Source organism: Ruegeria sp. CH5, from assembly GCF_056537025.1.
Genome location: NZ_JBQFQT010000002.1, coordinates 443,310 through 463,213, shown reverse-complemented (window position 1 = coordinate 463,213; position 19,904 = coordinate 443,310). Strand labels below are relative to the sequence as shown.

The window sequence follows — 19,904 nt, the reverse complement described above, 5'->3', positions numbered from 1 at the left end:
CGGCCAAATGCAAAAGACCGGGACTTGCCATGACTGACTTCAAGAAAATCCTGATCGCCAACAGGGGTGAGATTGCCATTCGCGTGATGCGCGCCGCGAACGAGATGGGCAAACGCACCGTTGCCGTCTATGCCGAGGAGGACAAGCTGGGCCTGCACCGGTTCAAGGCGGACGAGGCGTATCGCATCGGCGAGGGTCTGGGCCCGGTCGCGGCCTATCTGTCGATCGACGAGATCATCCGCGTCGCCAAGGAAAGCGGCGCTGACGCCATCCACCCGGGCTATGGCCTGCTGTCGGAAAACCCCGATTTCGTGGATGCCTGCGTGCAGAACGGTATCACCTTCATCGGCCCCAAGGCCGAAACCATGCGCGCCCTGGGCGACAAGGCCAGCGCACGCAAGGTGGCGATTGCCGCCGGTGTGCCGGTGATCCCGGCGACCGAAGTGCTGGGCGATGACATGGACGCGATCCGCAAGGAAGCGGCCGAGATCGGCTATCCGCTGATGCTCAAAGCGTCCTGGGGCGGCGGCGGCCGGGGGATGCGCCCGATCTATTCCGAAGACGAGTTGGAAGAAAAGGTTCTGGAAGGCCGCCGCGAGGCCGAGGCCGCATTCGGCAATGGTGAGGGCTATCTGGAAAAGATGATCACCCGCGCCCGCCATGTCGAGGTGCAGATCCTGGGCGACAAACACGGGCAGATCTATCACCTGTATGAACGCGACTGCTCGGTTCAGCGCCGAAACCAGAAGGTCGTGGAACGCGCCCCTGCCCCCTATCTGACCGAAGAGCAACGCGCCGAGATCTGCGACCTGGGCCGCCGCATCTGTGCGCATGTGAACTATGAATGCGCCGGCACGGTCGAATTCCTGATGGATATGGAGACCGGCAAGTTCTATTTCATCGAGGTGAACCCCCGCGTCCAGGTCGAACACACCGTGACCGAAGAGGTCACCGGCATCGACATCGTGCAGGCGCAGATCCTGATCGCCGAGGGCAAGACCCTGGCCGAGGCCACCGGCAAGGCCAGCCAGGACGAAATCCGCCTGAACGGCCACGCGCTGCAGACGCGCGTGACCACCGAAGACCCGCTCAACAACTTCATCCCCGACTATGGGCGCATCACGGCCTATCGTTCGGCCACGGGCATGGGCATCCGGCTGGATGGCGGCACGGCCTATGCCGGCGGGGTGATCACGCGGTATTACGACTCGTTGCTGACCAAGGTCACCGCCTGGGCGCCGACGCCGGAAAAGGCGATTGCCCGGATGGACCGCGCCCTACGAGAGTTCCGCGTGCGCGGTGTTTCCACCAACATCGCCTTTGTCGAAAACCTGCTGAAGCACCCGACCTTCCTGTCGAACGAATACACCACCAAGTTCATCGACGAGACGCCCGAGCTGTTTCAGTTCAAGAAGCGCCGCGACCGGGGCACCAAGGTTCTGACCTATATCGCCGACATAACGGTGAACGGGCACCCCGAGACCAAGGATCGCCCGCGGCCGCGTGCCGACCTCAAGGAACCCAAGCCCCCCGCGCCCAAGGCGGAACCGCTGATGGGCACGCGCAACCTGCTGGAACAGAAGGGCCCGCAGGCCGTGGCCGACTGGATGAAGGCCCAGCGCCAGTTGCTGATCACAGACACCACCATGCGCGACGGGCACCAGTCGCTGCTGGCCACCCGGATGCGCTCGATCGACATGATCCGCGTCGCACCCAGCTATGCCGCGAACCTGCCGCAGCTGTTCAGCGTCGAATGCTGGGGCGGGGCGACTTTCGACGTGGCCTATCGTTTCCTGCAGGAATGCCCTTGGCAACGCCTGCGCGACCTGCGCGAGGCCATGCCCAACCTGATGACCCAGATGCTGCTGCGCGGCGCCAACGGGGTGGGCTATACCAACTATCCCGACAACGTGGTGCAGGAATTCGTGCGCCAGGCCTCGCAGAATATCGACGTGTTCCGGGTGTTCGACTCGCTCAACTGGGTCGAGAACATGCGCGTGGCGATGGACGCGGTGATCGAGAACGGCAAGATCTGTGAAGGTACCGTCTGCTATACCGGCGATATCCTTGATCCGAACCGCGCCAAATATGACCTTAAATACTATGTCGGCATGGCCAAGGAGCTGCGCGACGCCGGCGCCCATGTTCTGGGCCTCAAGGACATGGCCGGCCTGCTGAAACCCGCCGCCGCGCGGGTACTGATCCGCGCGCTGAAGGAAGAAGTCGGCCTGCCGATCCACTTCCACACCCACGACACCGCCGGCATCGCCAGCGCCACCATCCTGGCGGCCAGCGAGGCGGGCGTGGACGTGGTGGACTGCGCGATGGACAGCTTCTCGGGCAATACCAGCCAGGCGACGCTGGGCACCGTGGTCGAGGCCCTGCGCCACACCGACCGCGACACCGGGTTGGACGTGAAGGCGATCCGCGAGATCAGCGACTACTTCGAGGCGGTGCGCGGCCAATACGCGGCCTTCGAATCCGGGCTGCAGGCCCCCGCCTCCGAGGTTTATCTGCATGAAATGCCGGGCGGCCAGTTCACCAACCTCAAGGCGCAGGCGCGCTCGATGGGGCTGGAGGAACGCTGGCACGAAGTCGCGCAGATGTATGCGGACGTGAACCAGATGTTCGGTGACATCGTCAAGGTGACGCCGTCCTCGAAAGTGGTGGGTGACATGGCGCTGATGATGGTCAGCCAGGGCCTGACCCGCGAGCAGGTCGAGGATCCCTCGACCGACGTGGCCTTCCCCGATTCGGTCATCGACATGATGCGCGGCAATCTGGGACAGCCTCCGGGTGGTTTCCCCGAGACGATCGTGACCAAGGTGCTGAAAGGCGAAAAGCCGAACACCGAACGGCCGGGCAAAGACGTGCCTCCGGTTGATCTGGAGGCCACCCGCGCGGAGCTGTCGAAACTGCTGGAGGGCAAGGAGGTCGATGACGAAGACCTCAACGGATACCTGATGTATCCCAAGGTGTTCCTGGACTACATGGGCCGCCACCGGATCTATGGCCCGGTACGCACCCTGCCCACCCGCACCTTCTTCTACGGCATGGAGCCGGGAGAGGAGATCTCGGCCGAGATCGACCCCGGCAAAACTCTGGAAATCCGGTGCCAGGCGATCAGCGAGACCGACGAGAAGGGCGAAGTGAAGGTGTTCTTCGAACTGAACGGTCAGCCCCGCGTGATCCGGGTGCCCAACCGGATGGTCCAGGCCTCGACCATACAGCGCCCCAAGGCCGAGGTCGGAAACGCCAACCATGTCGGCGCGCCGATGCCGGGCGTGGTTTCGACTGTCGCCGTCACCGCCGGGCAAGAGGTCAAAGAAGGCGACCTTCTGCTAACCATCGAGGCGATGAAGATGGAAACCGGCATCCATGCCGAACGCGACGCCACGGTAAAGGCGGTGCATGTCCAGCCCGGCGGCCAGATCGACGCCAAGGACCTTTTGGTCGAGCTGGAGTGACCCAAACCGTTAAAACACAGAAAGGCGCGCCATCAAGCGCGCCTTTTTTCATCTGAACAGGCTAGTTCAACCGTCGCTGGACTCCGCGACGGGCTGCTGCGGCAACTGTTCCGGCGTGCTGTCGATCGAAACCTCTTCCTCGATTGGCGCTGGCAAGCCCAACAAATCGTGCAGTTCATGAAGAGCCGGATCGGACAAGTCACGGCCACCGGTCAAGGTATCAAGTGCTTCCTGCGGATCATCCGCCCCTGCCAAGGCTTCTTCGGCTTCGGTCACAGCCTGCTCCGCTTCGGCCACGGCATCCTCGTATTTGTCCTGTGCGGTGATGCCCTCGGCTGCTTCTTCTTCAGTTGGCGCAAATTGGTCCTCGATCTCCGCTTCGGTCAGACCTTCTAGTTCGGACAATTCCTGTTCGCGCATTTCAAGCTCCTCTGTCGCGCCAGAGAAACCAAGTATACTCTGCTGATAGCTGTAGAGCTTGCCAGGCATGCTGTTCGGGGCCGCATTCATCAGGGCAGTCTGGCTGGCGTGCGCGGCATTCAAGCCCTTGAGCTCGGACGCGATTTTGCCGTGCTTGATTGGTTTGACATACGGCTCCTCGACAACTGCCGCCGCTACCCGCGCTTTACGGATCGGCTTCTCGACTTTCTTTTTTCCAGTGAAGAATTCGTCGAGTTTGGCTGCAAAACCGTTCTGCCCTTTGATCCGTGATGTAGTTTTGGTGTTCTTTCGTTGTGCTTTTGGTTTAGCGAGACCGAGACCGGCGAGAAAACCCTTGCCCTGGCCGGATCCACCCTTCGTGCTGCGCGCAGATCCTCCGAGGCTGGCACTGGATTTTTCGGCGCTTTTGCCATTTCCGTTGCCGCCACCGTTACTATTTCCGTTTCCACCACCGTTACCATTTCCGCCACCATTGCCATTCCCGTTCTTGGCTATGGCGATATCTGGCGTAGCCAACACCGCAACGAAGCTAACTGCCCCGGTCAGCAACAAAGATGTCGCCACAACCCGTGACATGGAAATAAACCAATGCATGCCAATCCCCTTTTAGGTATCCAAATACTTGCGCCAACCGGCACAAGTTTGAGCAGAAATTTCGCATTATGCATATACTAGTTATCGAATACGGCAAAATTTGGCCTTCGAACGAAACCGCTGTCACCCACTCAATTCGAGAGAATTGACCTCGGGCGGCAGTTTGAAAATATCATTAACTTCATAGGCTTGCTCGTTTCTCAACTGACCTGCAAAGAGGCTCAGAAGCATAGCTCCGACCAGCGCAGTCAGTTTTATGTTCTCAACCTTGTTCATCCCTCCGTCTCCACCGTTGTCAATATCCGGGGCTGTAGGTTTCAACGGCTCAGCACACCTGTTCTGTCGCAAAATTTTTTCCGACCAAGTGCGTTTTTCCTCTTGCAGCTTTCCGCCAGAATTTATAGTTCACGCCTCACTCGACGGCGCGGGCGTAGCTCAGGGGTAGAGCATAACCTTGCCAAGGTTAGGGTCGTGAGTTCGAATCTCATCGCCCGCTCCAACGAGGACCGAAAGGTCGCACAAGATATCTGATTGCGGGCGTAGCTCAGGGGTAGAGCATAACCTTGCCAAGGTTAGGGTCGTGAGTTCGAATCTCATCGCCCGCTCCAGATATCCACCTTCCCACAACAAGCACTGGCGGATCGGTCGGTCCTGCGCCATTCTGTTCTGACAAGCAGCAGTCAGATGGATGCTCCGATGTCAGACTACCAAATTCGCACGCTGACCGCCGAAGAACTGCGCCACGCAGTGGATTGGGCCGGGCGCGAGGGCTGGAACCCGGGCCATGAGGATGCAATTTGTTTCCGCTCGACCGACCCCGACGGATTTCTGGGCGGGTTTCTGGATGGCGAGATGATCGCCTCGGTTTCAGCCGTGAACTACGACGACGCGTTTTCGTTTCTGGGCTTTTATATCGTGCGGCCCGAGTTTCGCGGATCCGGTCATGGTCTGGAAATCGCCCAGCACGCCCTAGCGCATTGTACGGGGCGAAATATGGGCTTGGACGGGGTGGTCGAACAACAGGACAACTACCGCAAGTCGGGCTTTGTCTTCGCCTACAACAATTATCGGTTCTCCGGCACGGTTTCAGGCATCCTGTCCAGCCTACCCAAGACCAGTATCGAGGTCGCGCCCATCGGTGGCCTGACCGAAGACCTTCGCACCTATGACCGTGCCCTGTTCCCCGCGCATCGGGATGCCTTTCTGACGGAGTGGCTGAGCGCACCGGGCCACATCTCGCGTTTTTGTATCCAGAAAGGTCGCCTCGCCGGCTATGCAACTCTGCGCCCCTGCCTGAATGGCTACAAGGTAGGGCCGCTGTTCGCCGACGATCCGGACATCGCGCAGGCGCTTTTGGCTGCGGTTCTGGCCGAAGTTCCCGCTGATCACCACAGTTCTGAGGTCTATGTCGACATGCCACAGCCCAACGCGGCGGCCTTTGCACTGGCTGACGCTTTGGGCCTAGAAAAAGTCTTTGAAACCGCGCGCATGTATTCCGACCACGAGCCGGATATCGACCTGAACCGCGTGTTCGGCGTGACGACGTTCGAACTTGGCTGAGCCTTAGAACGCCTTGAAGGTCATTGTCGTCAACGACCGCTCGATGTTCGGAATGACCAGAAGGTGTTCGTTAATGAAATGGCCCACATCCTCGGTTTCGGGAATGTAAAGCTTGAGCAGCAGGTCATATTCACCGCTGGTGGAGTAGAGTTCCGAGTGGATTTCGCGCAGAGCGATCTCTTCGGCCACCTTGTAGGTGGTGCCGGGCTTGCAGCGGATCTGGATGAAAACGCAGGTGGACATTTCGTGGCCTTGTTGCTTCCGTTTGGCGCAGGCTGGCACGCCCCGCGCCCGGGCGCAATCCCCTGCAACAGTTTGCTGCGATTGCAATGATCGGGCTGGATAAGGCCGCCCGTCCCCGTCTATAAGCGCCCCTGTAGCAAGAGGATTTCGCCAATGCGCACAGCTTCGATCAGCCGCAAGACCGCCGAGACCGCGATTACGGTCGAGGTCAACCTCGACGGCACCGGCACCTATGACAACCAGACCGGCGTCGGGTTCTTCGATCACATGCTGGACCAGTTGGCGCGCCATTCGCTGATCGACATGACGATCCGGGCCAAAGGCGACTATCACATCGACGATCACCACACCGTCGAGGACACCGGCATTGCACTGGGTCAGGCGCTGACGCAAGCGCTGGGAGACAAGAAAGGCATCCGGCGGTATGGCGAGTGCCATCTGCCGATGGACGACGCGCAGGTGCGCTGCGCGCTGGATCTGTCGGGCCGACCGTTTCTGGTGTGGAAAGTGGATCTGCCGACACCCAAGATCGGCAGTTTCGACACCGAGTTGGTACGCGAGTTCTTTCAGGCGCTGGCCACCCATGGCGGCATCACCCTGCATATCGACCAGTTGCACGGCTTCAACAGCCACCACATCGCCGAGGCGGCGTTCAAGGCCGTCGCCCGCGCCCTGCGTCAGGCGGTCGAGACCGACCCGCGCAAGGGGGATGCAATTCCGTCCACCAAGGGCGCGCTCTAGATGCTGACCGCGATCATCGACTACGAAAGCGGCAACCTGCACTCGGCGGAAAAGGCGTTTCAACGCATGGCGCGCGAGCTGGACGCGGGTGAGGTCGTCGTGACCTCGGATGCCGATGTCGTCGCGCGCGCCGACCGGCTGGTGCTGCCCGGCGACGGCGCCTTTCCCGCCTGCGCGGCCGAGCTGCGCGGGCACAGGGGCATCCACGATGCGATGGTCGAAGCGGTCGAGCAGAAGGGCCGCCCGTTTCTGGGCATCTGCGTCGGCATGCAGCTGATGGCGACCACGGGCCGCGAATATACCGACACGCCGGGCCTGAATTGGGTGACCGGAGACGTGGTGCGGATCGAGCCGGAAGACCGGTCGCTGAAGGTTCCGCATATGGGGTGGAACGATCTGGTGATCGAGAGCGAGCACCCGGTGTTCAACGGCGTCGCCTCAGGCGATCACGTCTATTTCGTCCACTCCTACCATTTCCGTGTCGCCAATCCGGCGCAACGTCTGGCCCATGTGGACTATGGCGGGCCGGTCACGGCCGTGATCAGCCGCGACACGATGATCGGGATGCAGTTTCACCCTGAAAAAAGCCAGGATGTGGGCCTCCGGATGATCGGAAACTTCCTGACCTGGGCCCCCTGACCGGTTACTGCACTCGGGTCCAGGTCTGACCGCGACAGATCAGGCCGCCCGCGACGCAACCCTTGACCGTCAGCTTGTTCTGACCGTCCAGCGACATCTTGGAATTGTAGGTCTTGTCCCGGTCCGGCGCCCAGATCTTGCCGCCGCTATAGCTGCCGCCGCCATCCGAGACCATATCCCAGATGATGTTCTTGCCAAGGTTCTCGTAATCCAGCTGCTGGTTTCCGTCCTTGTCGAAGGCGCTGTCGATGGTGCCGCAAACGGCGCTGCCGCAGGGCCCGATCGAGACGTGCAGATATCCGCCGGTATCCCCCGGCTGGGTTTTCCAAAGCCCGTCGACCGGGTCATCCGCGCGCGCGCCGGTGGCCAAGGTGACAAGTGCAGCCGCAGCGGCCAGAGCAAGTTTGTTCATGGTATCCTCCCTGTTTTGCAGGCAGTCTGACCGCCGGCACCCGTTCGGGCAAGATTGACTTTGCGTCGCGTTGCATCCCCTGCCCCGCCTGTGCCATATCCCGCGCCAGTACCAGTCACGAAAAGGCCGCCCGACATGATCCTCTATCCCGCAATCGACCTGAAAGACGGCCAGGCCGTACGCCTTCTGCGCGGCGAGATGGACAAGGCCACGGTCTTCAACGAAGACCCTGCCGCCCAAGCCCGGGCCTTTGTCGAGGCCGGTTGCGAATGGCTGCATCTGGTGGACCTGAACGGCGCTTTCGCCGGGGAACCCGTGAACGCCGCCCCGGTCGAGGCGATCTTGAAATCCTGCAACGTGCCGGCCCAGCTGGGCGGCGGCATCCGCGACATGGCCACGATCGAGACCTGGCTGGACAAGGGTCTGGCCCGGGTGATTCTGGGCACGGTTGCGGTGGAGAACCCCGATCTGGTCCGTCAGGCGGCCAAGGCCTTTTCCGGCCAGGTCGCCGTCGGGATCGACGCGCGCAACGGACGCGTAGCCACCAAGGGTTGGGCCGAGGAAACCGACGTGATGGTGACCGACCTGGCTCGCAGCTTCGAAGACGCGGGCGTGGCGGCGATCATCTACACAGACATCAACCGCGACGGCGCGATGCAAGGCCCCAATGTCGAGGCCACGGCCGACCTGGCCCGGGCAGTCTCGATCCCTGTGATCGCCAGCGGCGGGGTCAGTTCGCTGGACGACCTGATCGCCCTGCGCGACTGCGGCGCAAACCTGAACGGCGCGATTTCAGGCCGCGCACTCTACGACGGCGCGCTGGATCTGCGCGACGCCCTGGCGGCTTTGAAGGGTTAGTCTATTGCCAGGGGTCCGCAAAGAGGTTCTGCCCGAGCAGTCTGAGTTGTGGTCGCTGTACACTCCGGGCGATTTTGTTGATGGGTACTCGGTCCAAAGCGACCTTGCACCGTTTGACGCAATGAAAATCGGTCTGAGCATGCCGGGGTGGGTGAAGATCCTGATGGGAATCCGGAACGCAATCGTTGCCCCATTCGGCTTGAAGGGCGGCAAGCACTTGAACACCGACAATGGCTCGCCCGACGCAGGCACCGGCGCGATTTTTCCCGTGACCTACAGGGATGAGACAGAGGTCATCGTGGGAATCGATGACCGCCATCTGGATTTCCGCATCGCCGTGCATCGCGACGAAGACCGCATAGTCATGGCAACCTGGGTGCGGACTCACAATCGTTTGGGACGGATCTATCTGACGGTGATCATGCCCTTTCACATTCTGATCGTGCGCAATTGCATGAAACGGATCGCGCGCGCTTCTCAGGTATGACGCCGATCAGTTGGCCGCTGCACTCGTCAGCTTGCTCAACGCACCGCGCATCTTGTCGATCACCGGGGATTTTTCCACCGCATCAAGCTCGTCCATGGTTTCCTTGGGATCCTCGTAGGCCAACCAGACTTGGCCGTCGGCATCCTCATAGGCCTGCACCTTGAGCGGAAGGAACAATCCCGCGCGCGGATCGATCCGCATGGCGGGCGTTCCCAGGGCCGGGTTTCCGAAGATCAAAACCTGATTGGGCGGTATCGTCATGTCGACCTTGTGCGCACCGGCCGCGTGGTCAACGCGGGCAAATACAGTCGCGCCTGCATTTTCGACGGCAGCCTGCAGCGCGTCGATGGCCTCGGTCACGGACTTGTCGGTCGGGACCTTGATGATGTCGTCAGCCATCGCCCAAGTCGCACCGGACAGAATGAAAGCGGTTGTAAGAAACAAGTTGCGCATGGTTTTCACCTCCTGCTGAAATCCGCTTCAGTTTCACGAGGTTCCGGGCGCAGGACAATCACAACTCTGGCATCGGCGGGGCTTTGCCGGTAGAGGTGCGGCAACAAAGGACAAACCATGCTGAAAACCCGCATCATTCCCTGTCTGGATGTCGCCGATGGCCGCGTGGTCAAGGGCGTGAATTTCGTGGGCCTGCGCGACGCGGGCGATCCGGTGGAATCGGCTAAGGCCTATGACGCCGCCGGCGCCGACGAGATCTGCTTTCTGGACATCCACGCCACGCATGAAAACCGCGGCACAATGTTCGACGTGGTTCAGCGCACGGCCGAGCAGTGCTTCGTACCGCTGACAGTGGGTGGCGGCGTGCGGACCAAGGAAGACGTGCGCGCGTTATTGCTGGCGGGGGCCGACAAGGTCAGCTTCAACTCGGCCGCCGTGGCCAACCCCGATGTGATCTCCGAGGCCGCCGACCAGTTCGGCAGCCAGTGCATCGTCTGTGCCATCGACGCCAAAACCGTCAGCCCCGGCAAATGGGAGATCTTCACCCATGGCGGACGCAAGCCAACCGGCATCGACGCGGTAGAGTTCGCCAAGACCGTCGTCGCCAAGGGAGCGGGTGAGATTCTGCTGACCTCGATGGACCGCGACGGCACCAAGGCGGGGTTCAACATTCCCCTCACTCGCGCCATCTCGGACGCGGTCGACGTGCCAGTGATCGCCTCGGGCGGCGTGGGCAATCTGGACCACTTGGTCGAAGGCGTGACGGAAGGCGGAGCCAGCGCGGTGCTTGCGGCCTCGATCTTTCACTTCGGCGAATACACCATTCGCGAGGCCAAAGAACACATGGCCGCCGCGGGTATCCCCATGAGGCTGACATGAGCATACTGAACGATCTGGCCGCCACGATCGCATCCCGCAAGGGCGCGGACCCCGAATCAAGCTGGACCGCCAAGCTGCTGTCCAAAGGTCCCGAGAAGTGCGCCGAGAAGTTCGGCGAAGAGGCCGTGGAGGCGATCATCGAAGCCGTGAAGGGTGACCGCGACCGGCTGACATCCGAGGCCGCCGATGTGCTGTATCACCTGCTGGTCATGCTGGCCGCGCGCGACGTGCCGCTGGATGACGTTCTGGCCGAGCTTGCCAGACGGCAGGGCACCAGCGGCATCGCCGAAAAGGCCGCACGCGACCGGGGCTGAGACCCGGCTTTCACCAACAACATCCACGCCCTATAGTGGTTGACCGAAGCGCCTGCCGGGCGCAGAGGCGACAAGGGACACAGGCATGTTCAAACCCATGATCTGGGCACTGACGACGCTGGCCATTCTGGGGCTCGGCGCATGCTCATCCGCGCCGCCCGCTCGCAGCGACGACGTCGCGCGGCTTGCAGCCCAGATCCAGGCGCTGGGGCCCGAGGTCGACCCGGAAGAGGCCCAGCGCGCGGCCCGCGTCACCTATGCCTATACCGCGCAACTGTCGCAGGAATACCAGATCACAGACCCCCCTCTGATCCATAACGCCAAGGTCAACAAAGGGCTGCGCCCGCGCGGGCTTTGCTGGCACTGGGCCGAGGACATCGAACGGCGCTTGAAGCAGGAGAACTTTCGCACGCTGACCCTGCACCGCGCGATCGCCAACGCCGACAACCCGTTCCGAATCGATCACAGCACGGCAATAATCAGCCGACGCGGTGATTCGATGTACGACGGTGTCGTTCTGGACCCATGGCGCTATGGAGGGGTCCTGTTTTGGAGTCCTTTGCGCGAGGACACGCGCTATGACTGGGTCCCGCGCGACATCGTGCTGGAGAAACGGCGGCAAGAGCAGCTTGCGGAACTCAACGCCGTGGCGGTCAACTGAGCGGTCAGAGTTTTGATGAGATGATGCCGGTGGCGAACCCGCCCATGCGCAGCTCGCCGAACAGGCGCTGATATTCGATCTTGGGGCAGCGATTCATGACGACATCGACACCGCGCGCCTGCGCCACCGCGGCGGCCTCGGCGTTTTCGACGCCGATCTGCATCCAGATCGTGCGCAGGTCGGGAAATGCAGCCAGCGCTTCATCCACGATCGGAGGAACGGCTTCGGACCTGCGAAAAATATCCACCATGTCAACGGGTTCACTGATTTCGGACAACGAGGCCCGAACGGTTTCCCCAAAAAGATCGGCTCCGGCATGGCCGGGATTGACCGGGATCACCCTATACCCCTTGAGCGACAAGTAGCGCGCGACGTAATAGCTGGGCCGCACCGGGTTCATCGACACGCCAACGACCGCAACCACCTTGGTGCGTTTCAGGACGGATCTGAGGAAGTCATCGGAATAGTCGGTCATGGCTGCAGCCTAGCCGTGACTTGGAAAAGAAAAAAGCGCCCAAGGATACCTTGGGCGCCAGTTGTTGGAACGAGGGACAGTGAAATGACCCGCGGCAGTTCCGTTCCGCGGTCACTGTGACATTTAGGCATGAGTTGAGGAAAAAAAAGGGGCTGCGCGCATTTTTGTGATGACACGAGCGGATAAGCGGGAATCTGCCTGTCAACCGTATAGGATCGCCGGCCAGTTTTTCTCGGCCTTCTGGATAAAGCCGGTCGTGTCCGTCAGCCACATCTTTTCGATCTCGAGGGAATGCGTCAGATACAGCCTGCCACCTACGATTTTCCACGCCATCGGGTCCGCGCTGGTGAGCTCGCCATAGGCCATGGCATAGGCGCAATATCCGCCGAACCTCGGCGCGTAGGCACGCGGATTAAGCTCGAACGCCTCTCGGTTCTCCTGCGAGGCAAACCGCCAGGTAGCGCCCTTCCACATCACCGCAATGTCGGGTCGCCCTTGAACCGGGCCGCCATCTCGAAAATAGCTGACCGCGTCATAACCGGTAATGGCCGCACCTTTTGCGGAATAGAAGACCGGGGCGGTCTGCGCCCGCAATATCAGCGGACAAGCGATTGAAAAGGTAAGACCGGCAAGTACGGATCGTCGGGGTAGCATCAGATTTCACGGGTTGTGTTTTACAGACGCTATAAGATGCAACTTTTGACGCGCCGCGAAACCCATTTGACGCAGTTGTGAAGGGTCGTGTCGGAAAGGGCTCAGTCGAACACGTCCTCGATCACATCCCAAGCTTCGTCCAGAACGCGCGAGAAAAGGCCTTTTTTCCTTTTCTTGTAGCTCTTCTTTTTGGGCTTCTGCATCGGAATGCTGTGTCGCGGCTGTGGATCCGAAGCCTTTTTGACCGGAATCATCTTCAGGTTATGCAACGGGGCGCCGCAACTGGAACAGCTGAGTTCGTGCCGCTGGCGACCCTTGAGGACCAGCGCCGCGCGGGTGCCGCAGTAGCAGCACGTAGCAATCTTGGACGGGGCGGGAATGGGTCTCTCCTCTCAATGCGGCTGAGAAGCATATAGGGCAATCGCCGCGGCATTTGAGACGTTCAGGGATCCGAAACCGCCCGCTGCGTCAATTTTGACAAGCATATCCACCGTTTCCTTGGTCTTTTGCCGCAATCCCGGCCCCTCGGCGCCCAGAACCAGCGCAACCGGACGATCGCGCTTGCCTTCCAAAGCGGCCTCGATGGTCTGATCGGCCTCACCATCCAGGCCCAGAACCAGGAACCCCATATTCTGCAACTCAACGATCGCGTCGGCAAGGTTGCGGACCCGCAGGTAAGGTTGGCGCTCCAACGCACCGCTGGCGGTCTTGGCCAGCGCACCGGTTTCCGGCGCAGAGTGGTGGCGCGTGCCGATGACCGCGCTGGCGCCCAGAACCTCGGCCGAGCGCAGAATCGCGCCCACATTGTGCGGATCGGTCACGCGGTCCAACAGCAGCACCCGAGGGTTTTCGCGCCCGATGCAATTCTCGGCCAGACCGCCCCACTCCAGCGGCTTGGCTTCAAGCGCCGCGCCTTGGTGCACCGAGCCCGGGTCGATTGGCGCGTTGAATTTTCGCGGATCGACGAGTTCAGCCTGCATGCCGGATTCCGCGATCGCATCCGCCAGCTTGTCCTGTGCGTTGCGGGTCACGATCAGGCGCAGTTTCTGCCGTTTGGGGTTCATCAACGCATCACGCACGGCGTGCAATCCGAACAACCAGACGGTTTCGGAAGCCGCCGCTTTGCGCGCCTGCTCTTTCTCAATTACCCACTTCGGTTTCTTCATTTTACTGGCCTCCGGGCCGGGAACAATGTTTCCTGCGCCAAAGCGGAATTTTCCTGTTGACGCTCCTTTTGAGCGCTAGTAATCACGCCTCCACGTCAGGTGCAACGCCTGACAGTGGGCGACAGGCCGCAAGGTGTGGCAGGGGACTGTAACTCCCTCGCGGAGACGCACGCCTGGTTCGATTCCAGGGTCGCCCACCATCTTCTTCCGCAAATCAGAACGCAGATGGATGGCGCACACCGGATTTGTCCGGGTGGACCTTTGCCCTTGCCCTCGATTCTGCAAGGAAATTCAGGTAAAGGTTGAGTGCCCGGAGATCATGCGGTGCCCCGAGCAGCAACGGCCGGTCATCGGACGGCTTGGGAATGGCGGTTGCGTCCCGACACCCAATGCTCGTATCGAAACGGGATTTTCTGACTCATCCTTTCCAATGAGCAGCTTAGCTGCTTCCAATTCCAAAAATTTACAATTCCATAAATATAAGAGTTCAAGAATTTACAAAATAATATTTCATTTCTAGGGACTTGTTGGGGAATTTTCATTCTGCCCCTCATACTTGCCCTGCGCAGGTTGCGTTTTACCCGACGGAAGAGGAGCCCGAGGGCGTAGCCTGCTAGTTGGGAGGAATTCATGTCAAACAAATCTGTCACGCGTCGCGGCGTGCTGAAGTCTGGTGCCGTCACAAGCGCCGGTCTGGCATTGCCGACGATCTTCACGGCCTCGTCGGCCGCGGCCTATACCAACGAACCCACTGGCGGATCAGTCACGCTGGGCTTCAACGTGCCGCAGACCGGTCCCTATGCCGAAGAAGGCAATGACGAACTGCTGGCACAGCAGCTGGCGGTCGAGCATCTGAATGGCGAAGGCGACGGCGGCTGCCTGAACACCTTCACGTCCAAGGCGCTGAAGGGGAACGGCATCCTGGGCAAGAAGGTCGAGTTCGTCACCGGCGACACGCAGACCAAGTCCGACGCCGCCCGTGCATCGGCCAAGTCGATGATCGAAAAAGACGGCGCGATCATGATCAACGGCGGTTCGTCCTCGGGCGTGGCCGTTGCGGTTCAGGGCCTCTGCCAGGAGGCGGGCGTGATCTTCATGGCCGGCCTGACGCACGCCAACGACACCACCGGCAAGGACAAGAAGGCGAACGGCTTCCGTCACTTCTTCAACGCCTACATGTCGGGTGCCGCTCTGGCGCCGGTGCTGGCCAAGGAGATGGGTACCGAACGCCGGGCCTATCACCTGACCGCCGACTACAACTGGGGCTGGACCCAGGAAGAGTCGATCGTGGCGTCGACCGAGGCGATGGGCTGGGAGACGGTCAACACCGTCAAGACCCCGCTGGCCTCGACCGACTTCTCGTCCTACATCGCGCCGGTTCTGAACTCGGGCGCGGACGTGCTGGTTCTGAACCACTACGGCGGCAACATGGTCAACTCGCTGACAAACGCGATCCAGTTCGGCCTGCTGGACAAGGTCGTGAACGGCAAGGACTTCAAGATCGTCGTTCCGCTGTACTCGGAACTGATGGCAGCCGGTGCCGGCGAGAACATCAAAGGCGTTCTGGGTTCGATGAACTGGAACTGGCAGCTGCAGGATGAGGGCACCAAGGCCTTCGTGAAGTCCTTCGGCGAGAAGTACGGCAAGCCGCCGTCGAACTCGGCTCAGACTTGCTATGCCCAGGTACTGCTGTACGCGGATGCGTGCGAGCGCGCAGGCACCTTCAACCCGTGCGGCGTGGTCGAAGCTCTCGAGGACTTCGAGTTCGACGGTCTGGGCAACGGCCCGACCTGGTATCGCGGTGCCGACCACCAGTGCTTCAAGGATGTGCTGGTCGTGCGCGGCAACGAAAACCCGACCAACGCCTATGACACGCTGGAGATCGTCGAGATCACTCCGCGGGCGCAGGTCGAATACGATCCGGATCACCCGATGTTCGCCGGCGGCGAACTGGGCAAGTGCAACCCGGGCGCGTAACCCCGACACTCGGTTTTTCGCAAGAAAACCCCTGAGTCCTCAAAACGGCTCTCTCCGGTCAGACGACCGGGGAGAGCTGCCGGGACCAGTCAAAGGTAAGGACAATGGACGCAATCCTACTGCAAATTCTGAACGGGCTGGACAAGGGCTCGGCCTATGCGCTGATTGCGCTGGGGCTGACGCTGATCTTCGGCACGCTCGGCGTGGTGAACTTCGCCCACGGGGCCCTGTTCATGATCGGCGCCTTCTGTGCCGTCACGCTTCAGAAGATCTTCAACCTCAGCTACGAGGTGGTCGACGAGACCCAGACCGACTTTCTGGGCAACCCGCTGAAGGTGAAGACCCCCTATGTCGAAAGCTGGTTCGGCCCCGAGCTGGGCGCGACCATCATCGACTGGTCCGTGCCACTGGCCATCCTGTTTGCCATCCCGATCATGCTGATGGTCGGCTACGTGATGGAACGCGGCCTGATCAAGCATTTCTACAAGCGTCCCCATGCAGATCAGATCCTTGTGACCTTCGGCCTGGCCATCGTTCTGCAAGAGATCATCAAGTACTTCTTCGGCGCCAACCCGATCCAGACCCCGCCGCCTGCGGCACTGAGCGGGTCCGTCGATCTGGGCGTGGCGCTGGGGTTCGATCCAAACGCGATCATCTATCCGATCTGGCGTCTGGTCTATTTCCTGTTCGCAGTCGTGATCATCGGAGGCGTGTTCTCGTTCCTGCAGTTCACCACCTTCGGCATGGTCGTGCGCGCCGGAATGGCCGACCGGGAGACCGTGGGCCTTCTGGGCATCAACATCGACCGACGGTTCACCATCATGTTCGGCATCGCAGCCGCCGTGGCTGGCCTCGCTGGCGTGATGTACGGGCCGCTGAACCCGCCCAACTATCACATGGGAATGGATTTCCTTGTGCTCAGCTTCGTGGTCGTCGTGGTCGGCGGCATGGGCTCGCTGCCCGGCGCGGTTCTGGCCGGGTTCCTTCTGGGCATCCTTGAAAGCTTTGCCTCGACCACCTGGGCGACCACCACGATCCCGGGCATCAACCAGATCATCATCTACCTTGTCGCCATCATCGTTCTTCTGACCCGTCCGCGGGGTCTGATGGGCCGCAAAGGCGTGATGGAGGAATAACCCATGCTGGGACTGAACAAAAAAGACACAAGCCTGCTGATCGTCGTCGCAATCCTGACGCTGCTGGCCCCCTTCATCCTGAACCCCTTCCCCACTGACAGCGCCATGGCGCAGTTCAATGCGGGCTATCCGGACCTGATGCAGCGGTTCGTGATCTTCGGCATCTTTGCCATCGGGTTCAACATTCTGTTCGGCCTGACCGGATACCTGTCCTTTGGCCACGCGGCCTTTCTGGGGGTGGGTTCCTACTCGGCCGTCTGGATGTTCAAGCTGCTCAGCTACAACGTCATCCCGGCCATCGCGTTGAGCGTCGTGGTCGCCGGGCTGTTCTCGGTGCTGATCGGCTATGTCAGCCTTCGCCGGTCGGGGATCTACTTCTCGATCCTGACGCTGGCCTTCGCGCAGATGAGCTTTGCGCTGGCCTATTCGGTGCTGTCGAACCCCAAGTTCAACCTGACCAACGGGGAAACCGGCCTGCAGGTCTATGCCGACGACCCGCAGATCCTGCAGGGGGCCAATTCTCCCGATCTGCCGCATCTGTTTGGCCTGCCGATGCGCGCGACCTACACGATGGATGTGGGCGCGTGGAGCTTTGACTTCAACGCGGGCTACTATCTTTGCGCGGTGATCATGATGGTGGTGTTCTACCTGGCGATCCGCATCTTCCGCTCGCCCTTCGGCATGATGCTGCGGGCGGTGAAGTCGAACCAGCAGCGGATGAACTATACCGGTCTGAACTCCAAGCCCTACACTCTGGCCGCTTTCGTGATCTCGGGCATGTATGCCGGTCTGGCCGGTGGCCTGATGGCCGCAATGGACCCTCTGGCCGGAGCTGAACGGATGCAATGGACCGCCTCGGGCGAGGTCGTCTTGATGACTATCCTGGGCGGCACCGGTACCCTGATCGGGCCGGTTCTGGGTGCAGGCTTCATCAAATATTTCGAGAACATCTTCTCGAAGATCAACGACAACGTGCTTCACAGCTGGTTCGCCTTCCTGCCTGACGGGCTCGAGGACGCGGTGGTCTTCATCATCCACCCGTTCATCGGCAAAGGCTGGCATCTGACCCTGGGCATCCTGTTCATGCTGGTGGTGATCTACCTGCCTGGCGGACTGGTCGAAGGCGGTCAGCGGTTGCTGAACTGGATCCGCCGCAAAAGCGTTGGCGGGGATGACACCCGCGAAGGCAAAACCGAGCCGGCAGAATAAGGATACGCGTCAATGGCAATTCTGAAAGTAAAAGATGTCAGCAAGCGCTTCGGTGGCCTCAAGGCCCTGACGGACGTGAACCTGAGCGTCGAGGAAAACTCGGTCCATGCGATCATCGGCCCCAACGGGGCGGGCAAGTCCACCCTGCTGAACTGCCTGGTGGGCAAGCTGATCCCGGATACTGGTTCGGTCTTGTTCGACAACCAGTCTGTGCTGGGGCGCGAGCCGTACCAGATCAACCAGATGGGCATCAGCCGGGTGTTCCAAACGCCCGAGATCTTTGGCGAACTGACCGTGATGGAAAACATGCTGATCCCGATCTTCGCGATGCGCGACGGGGCATTCCGCATGCACGCCTACGAGACCATCGCCAACGAAAAAGAGGTGGTCGAACAGGCCGAGGCCATGCTGGAAGAGATGAATATGGCCGACAAGCGGCACATGCATTCAGCCTCGCTGTCGCGCGGCGACAAGCGGCGGCTCGAAATCGGCATGTGCCTCAGCCAGAAGCCGCGCCTGCTGCTGCTGGACGAGCCCACAGCCGGCATGGCACGGGCCGACACCAACAACACCATCGACCTGCTGAAGCAGATCAAGGACGAGCGCGACATCACCATCGCGATCATCGAGCACGACATGCATGTGGTGTTCAGCCTGGCCGAGCGGATCACCGTTCTGGCGCAGGGCACGCCGCTGGTCGAGGACACCCCAGAAAACATCCGCGGAAACCCCAAGGTCCGAGAGGCCTATCTGGGCGAGGCGGCGTGAGGAAAAGCTATGAACGAGAAACCTGACTTTTCGAAAAACGCCAACATGGCCAGCACCGCGCCCGCGTTCCTGTCGGTGTGGGACATGCATTCGTATTATGGCGAAAGCTACATCGTCCAAGGCGTCAGCTTCAACGTCCACGAGGGCGAGATCCTGGCCCTGCTGGGGCGGAACGGGGCCGGGAAGACTTCGACCCTGCGCTCGATCGCGCGCGTGGGCGAGCCCGAGGTGCGCCACGGCGAAATCTGGCTGGACCACAAGCCACTGCACAACATGACCAGTTACGAGGCCGCCGCGGCCGGGTTGGGCCTTGTGCCCGAGGATCGGCGGATCATCCCCGGCCTGACGGTCGAGGAGAACCTGCAGCTGGCCCAGATCGCCCCGCCGATCGGCTGGTCGCTGGAACGGATCTACGAGCTGTTCCCGCGTCTGGGCGAACGGCGCAAGCAAGAAGGTGTGACCCTTTCGGGCGGCGAACAGCAGATGCTGTCCATCGCCCGTGCGTTGGCCCGGGACATCAAGGTGCTGCTGCTGGACGAACCCTACGAGGGGCTGGCCCCGGTGATCGTGGACGAGATCGAAAAGACGCTGATCCACATCAAGCAGCAGGGCATGACCACCATCATCGTCGAACAGAACGCGGTGCGCGCGCTGCAACTGGCCGACCGGGCAATCATTCTGGACACCGGCTGCATCGTGTTTGACGGCACCGCCGACGAAGTGCTGGAAAACACCCAGCTGCGCGAGGAATATCTGGCGATCTGACCCGC

At 61.0% G+C, this 19,904-nt stretch carries 22 protein-coding genes and 3 tRNA genes; 17 read left to right on the top strand and 8 right to left on the bottom strand.

All coding sequences use genetic code 11. The annotated features are described in order from the left end of the window. The first annotated feature begins 29 nt into the window (after window positions 1-29). Window positions 30-3,467 carry a pyruvate carboxylase gene (locus ACR0JC_RS09690; protein WP_170340877.1) on the top strand — a complete coding sequence of 1,146 codons (3,438 nt, stop codon included), beginning with the start codon at window positions 30-32 and terminating at the stop codon, window positions 3,465-3,467. Between the two features lie 66 nt (window positions 3,468-3,533). Here the strand turns inward: ACR0JC_RS09690 and ACR0JC_RS09685 are convergent, their stop codons facing one another. Continuing rightward, window positions 3,534-4,502 carry a hypothetical protein gene (locus ACR0JC_RS09685; RefSeq protein WP_170340111.1) on the bottom strand — a complete coding sequence of 323 codons (969 nt, stop codon included), beginning with the start codon at window positions 4,500-4,502 and terminating at the stop codon, window positions 3,534-3,536. Window positions 4,503-4,625: 123 nt separating this feature from the next. Next, a complete protein-coding gene (locus tag ACR0JC_RS09680; RefSeq protein ID WP_170340270.1) occupies window positions 4,626-4,778 on the bottom strand; it encodes a hypothetical protein in 153 nt (50 codons plus the stop codon). A gap of 148 nt (window positions 4,779-4,926) precedes the next feature. On the opposite strand from ACR0JC_RS09680, the gene ACR0JC_RS09675 reads away from it, so the two are divergent. From ACR0JC_RS09675 to ACR0JC_RS09665, 3 genes are all read left to right on the top strand, one after another. After that, window positions 4,927-5,001: transfer RNA gene (locus ACR0JC_RS09675), tRNA-Gly, on the top strand. Between the two features lie 34 nt (window positions 5,002-5,035). Continuing rightward, a tRNA-Gly gene (locus tag ACR0JC_RS09670) sits at window positions 5,036-5,110 on the top strand. A gap of 88 nt (window positions 5,111-5,198) precedes the next feature. Beyond that, window positions 5,199-6,062, top strand: coding sequence for a GNAT family N-acetyltransferase (locus ACR0JC_RS09665; protein WP_170340875.1), 864 nt, complete (start codon window positions 5,199-5,201; stop codon window positions 6,060-6,062). Between the two features lie 3 nt (window positions 6,063-6,065). Here ACR0JC_RS09665 and ACR0JC_RS09660 read toward each other — a convergent pair whose 3' ends face one another. Next, window positions 6,066-6,305, bottom strand: coding sequence for an Lrp/AsnC family transcriptional regulator (locus tag ACR0JC_RS09660; RefSeq protein WP_050602861.1), 240 nt, complete (start codon window positions 6,303-6,305; stop codon window positions 6,066-6,068). A 153-nt stretch (window positions 6,306-6,458) separates the two neighbouring features. On the opposite strand from ACR0JC_RS09660, the gene hisB reads away from it, so the two are divergent. Both hisB and hisH read left to right on the top strand, forming a co-directional pair. Further along, window positions 6,459-7,046 (top strand): imidazoleglycerol-phosphate dehydratase HisB, encoded by a 588-nt coding sequence (hisB, locus tag ACR0JC_RS09655; protein WP_170340873.1) that lies wholly within the window; start codon window positions 6,459-6,461, stop codon window positions 7,044-7,046. Beyond that, complete coding sequence (hisH, locus tag ACR0JC_RS09650) at window positions 7,047-7,685, top strand: imidazole glycerol phosphate synthase subunit HisH (protein WP_170340870.1); 639 nt, start codon at window positions 7,047-7,049, stop codon at window positions 7,683-7,685. A 4-nt stretch (window positions 7,686-7,689) separates the two neighbouring features. Here the strand turns inward: hisH and ACR0JC_RS09645 are convergent, their stop codons facing one another. Then, entirely contained in the window at window positions 7,690-8,097 is a 408-nt protein-coding gene (locus ACR0JC_RS09645; RefSeq protein ID WP_170340868.1) for a DUF2147 domain-containing protein, read from the bottom strand. Between the two features lie 135 nt (window positions 8,098-8,232). Here ACR0JC_RS09645 and hisA point away from each other — a divergent pair, with 135 nt between their 5' ends. Further along, window positions 8,233-8,955, top strand: a complete 723-nt coding sequence (gene hisA, locus ACR0JC_RS09640) for a 1-(5-phosphoribosyl)-5-[(5-phosphoribosylamino)methylideneamino]imidazole-4-carboxamide isomerase (protein ID WP_170340866.1) — start codon at window positions 8,233-8,235, stop codon at window positions 8,953-8,955. Window positions 8,956-8,959: 4 nt separating this feature from the next. Continuing rightward, window positions 8,960-9,442 carry a DUF2867 domain-containing protein gene (locus tag ACR0JC_RS09635; RefSeq protein WP_170340863.1) on the top strand — a complete coding sequence of 161 codons (483 nt, stop codon included), beginning with the start codon at window positions 8,960-8,962 and terminating at the stop codon, window positions 9,440-9,442. A 6-nt stretch (window positions 9,443-9,448) separates the two neighbouring features. Here ACR0JC_RS09635 and ACR0JC_RS09630 read toward each other — a convergent pair whose 3' ends face one another. Beyond that, complete coding sequence (locus ACR0JC_RS09630) at window positions 9,449-9,841, bottom strand: DUF302 domain-containing protein (protein WP_170341095.1); 393 nt, start codon at window positions 9,839-9,841, stop codon at window positions 9,449-9,451. A gap of 171 nt (window positions 9,842-10,012) precedes the next feature. Between ACR0JC_RS09630 and hisF the strand changes: the two genes are divergently transcribed. The 3 genes from hisF (at window position 10,013) to ACR0JC_RS09615 (ending at window position 11,749) form a co-directional block, all read left to right on the top strand. After that, window positions 10,013-10,774, top strand: a complete 762-nt coding sequence (gene hisF, locus ACR0JC_RS09625) for an imidazole glycerol phosphate synthase subunit HisF (protein ID WP_170340861.1) — start codon at window positions 10,013-10,015, stop codon at window positions 10,772-10,774. Continuing rightward, window positions 10,771-11,088: a phosphoribosyl-ATP diphosphatase gene (locus tag ACR0JC_RS09620; protein ID WP_170340859.1), complete on the top strand. Its 318-nt coding sequence runs from the start codon at window positions 10,771-10,773 to the stop codon at window positions 11,086-11,088. Before hisF ends, ACR0JC_RS09620 begins: the two co-directional genes overlap by 4 nt. An 85-nt stretch (window positions 11,089-11,173) precedes the next feature. Beyond that, window positions 11,174-11,749: a hypothetical protein gene (locus ACR0JC_RS09615; RefSeq protein ID WP_254430755.1), complete on the top strand. Its 576-nt coding sequence runs from the start codon at window positions 11,174-11,176 to the stop codon at window positions 11,747-11,749. A 4-nt stretch (window positions 11,750-11,753) separates the two neighbouring features. On the opposite strand, the gene ACR0JC_RS09610 is transcribed toward ACR0JC_RS09615, so the two are convergent. The 3 genes from ACR0JC_RS09610 to rlmB form a co-directional block, all read right to left on the bottom strand. Beyond that, entirely contained in the window at window positions 11,754-12,224 is a 471-nt protein-coding gene (locus ACR0JC_RS09610; protein WP_093964819.1) for a CoA-binding protein, read from the bottom strand. Window positions 12,225-12,425: 201 nt separating this feature from the next. Further along, window positions 12,426-12,878, bottom strand: a complete 453-nt coding sequence (locus ACR0JC_RS09605) for a YHS domain-containing (seleno)protein (protein ID WP_170340856.1) — start codon at window positions 12,876-12,878, stop codon at window positions 12,426-12,428. A 392-nt stretch (window positions 12,879-13,270) separates the two neighbouring features. Continuing rightward, window positions 13,271-14,044, bottom strand: coding sequence for a 23S rRNA (guanosine(2251)-2'-O)-methyltransferase RlmB (gene rlmB, locus ACR0JC_RS09600; RefSeq protein ID WP_170340854.1), 774 nt, complete (start codon window positions 14,042-14,044; stop codon window positions 13,271-13,273). Between the two features lie 116 nt (window positions 14,045-14,160). Here rlmB and ACR0JC_RS09595 point away from each other — a divergent pair. From ACR0JC_RS09595 to ACR0JC_RS09570, 6 genes are all read left to right on the top strand, one after another. Further along, window positions 14,161-14,244, top strand: a tRNA-Tyr gene (locus ACR0JC_RS09595). A gap of 430 nt (window positions 14,245-14,674) precedes the next feature. Continuing rightward, entirely contained in the window at window positions 14,675-16,021 is a 1,347-nt protein-coding gene (locus ACR0JC_RS09590) for a substrate-binding protein (RefSeq protein WP_093964815.1), read from the top strand. 104 nt (window positions 16,022-16,125) lie between these two features. Next, window positions 16,126-17,157 (top strand): branched-chain amino acid ABC transporter permease, encoded by a 1,032-nt coding sequence (locus ACR0JC_RS09585; protein WP_170340251.1) that lies wholly within the window; start codon window positions 16,126-16,128, stop codon window positions 17,155-17,157. A gap of 3 nt (window positions 17,158-17,160) precedes the next feature. Further along, window positions 17,161-18,366, top strand: coding sequence for a branched-chain amino acid ABC transporter permease (locus ACR0JC_RS09580; protein WP_170340852.1), 1,206 nt, complete (start codon window positions 17,161-17,163; stop codon window positions 18,364-18,366). Between the two features lie 12 nt (window positions 18,367-18,378). Then, window positions 18,379-19,134 (top strand): ABC transporter ATP-binding protein, encoded by a 756-nt coding sequence (locus ACR0JC_RS09575; protein WP_093964812.1) that lies wholly within the window; start codon window positions 18,379-18,381, stop codon window positions 19,132-19,134. Between the two features lie 9 nt (window positions 19,135-19,143). Beyond that, window positions 19,144-19,899: an ABC transporter ATP-binding protein gene (locus ACR0JC_RS09570; RefSeq protein ID WP_093964811.1), complete on the top strand. Its 756-nt coding sequence runs from the start codon at window positions 19,144-19,146 to the stop codon at window positions 19,897-19,899. The last annotated feature ends 5 nt before the right edge of the window (window positions 19,900-19,904 follow it).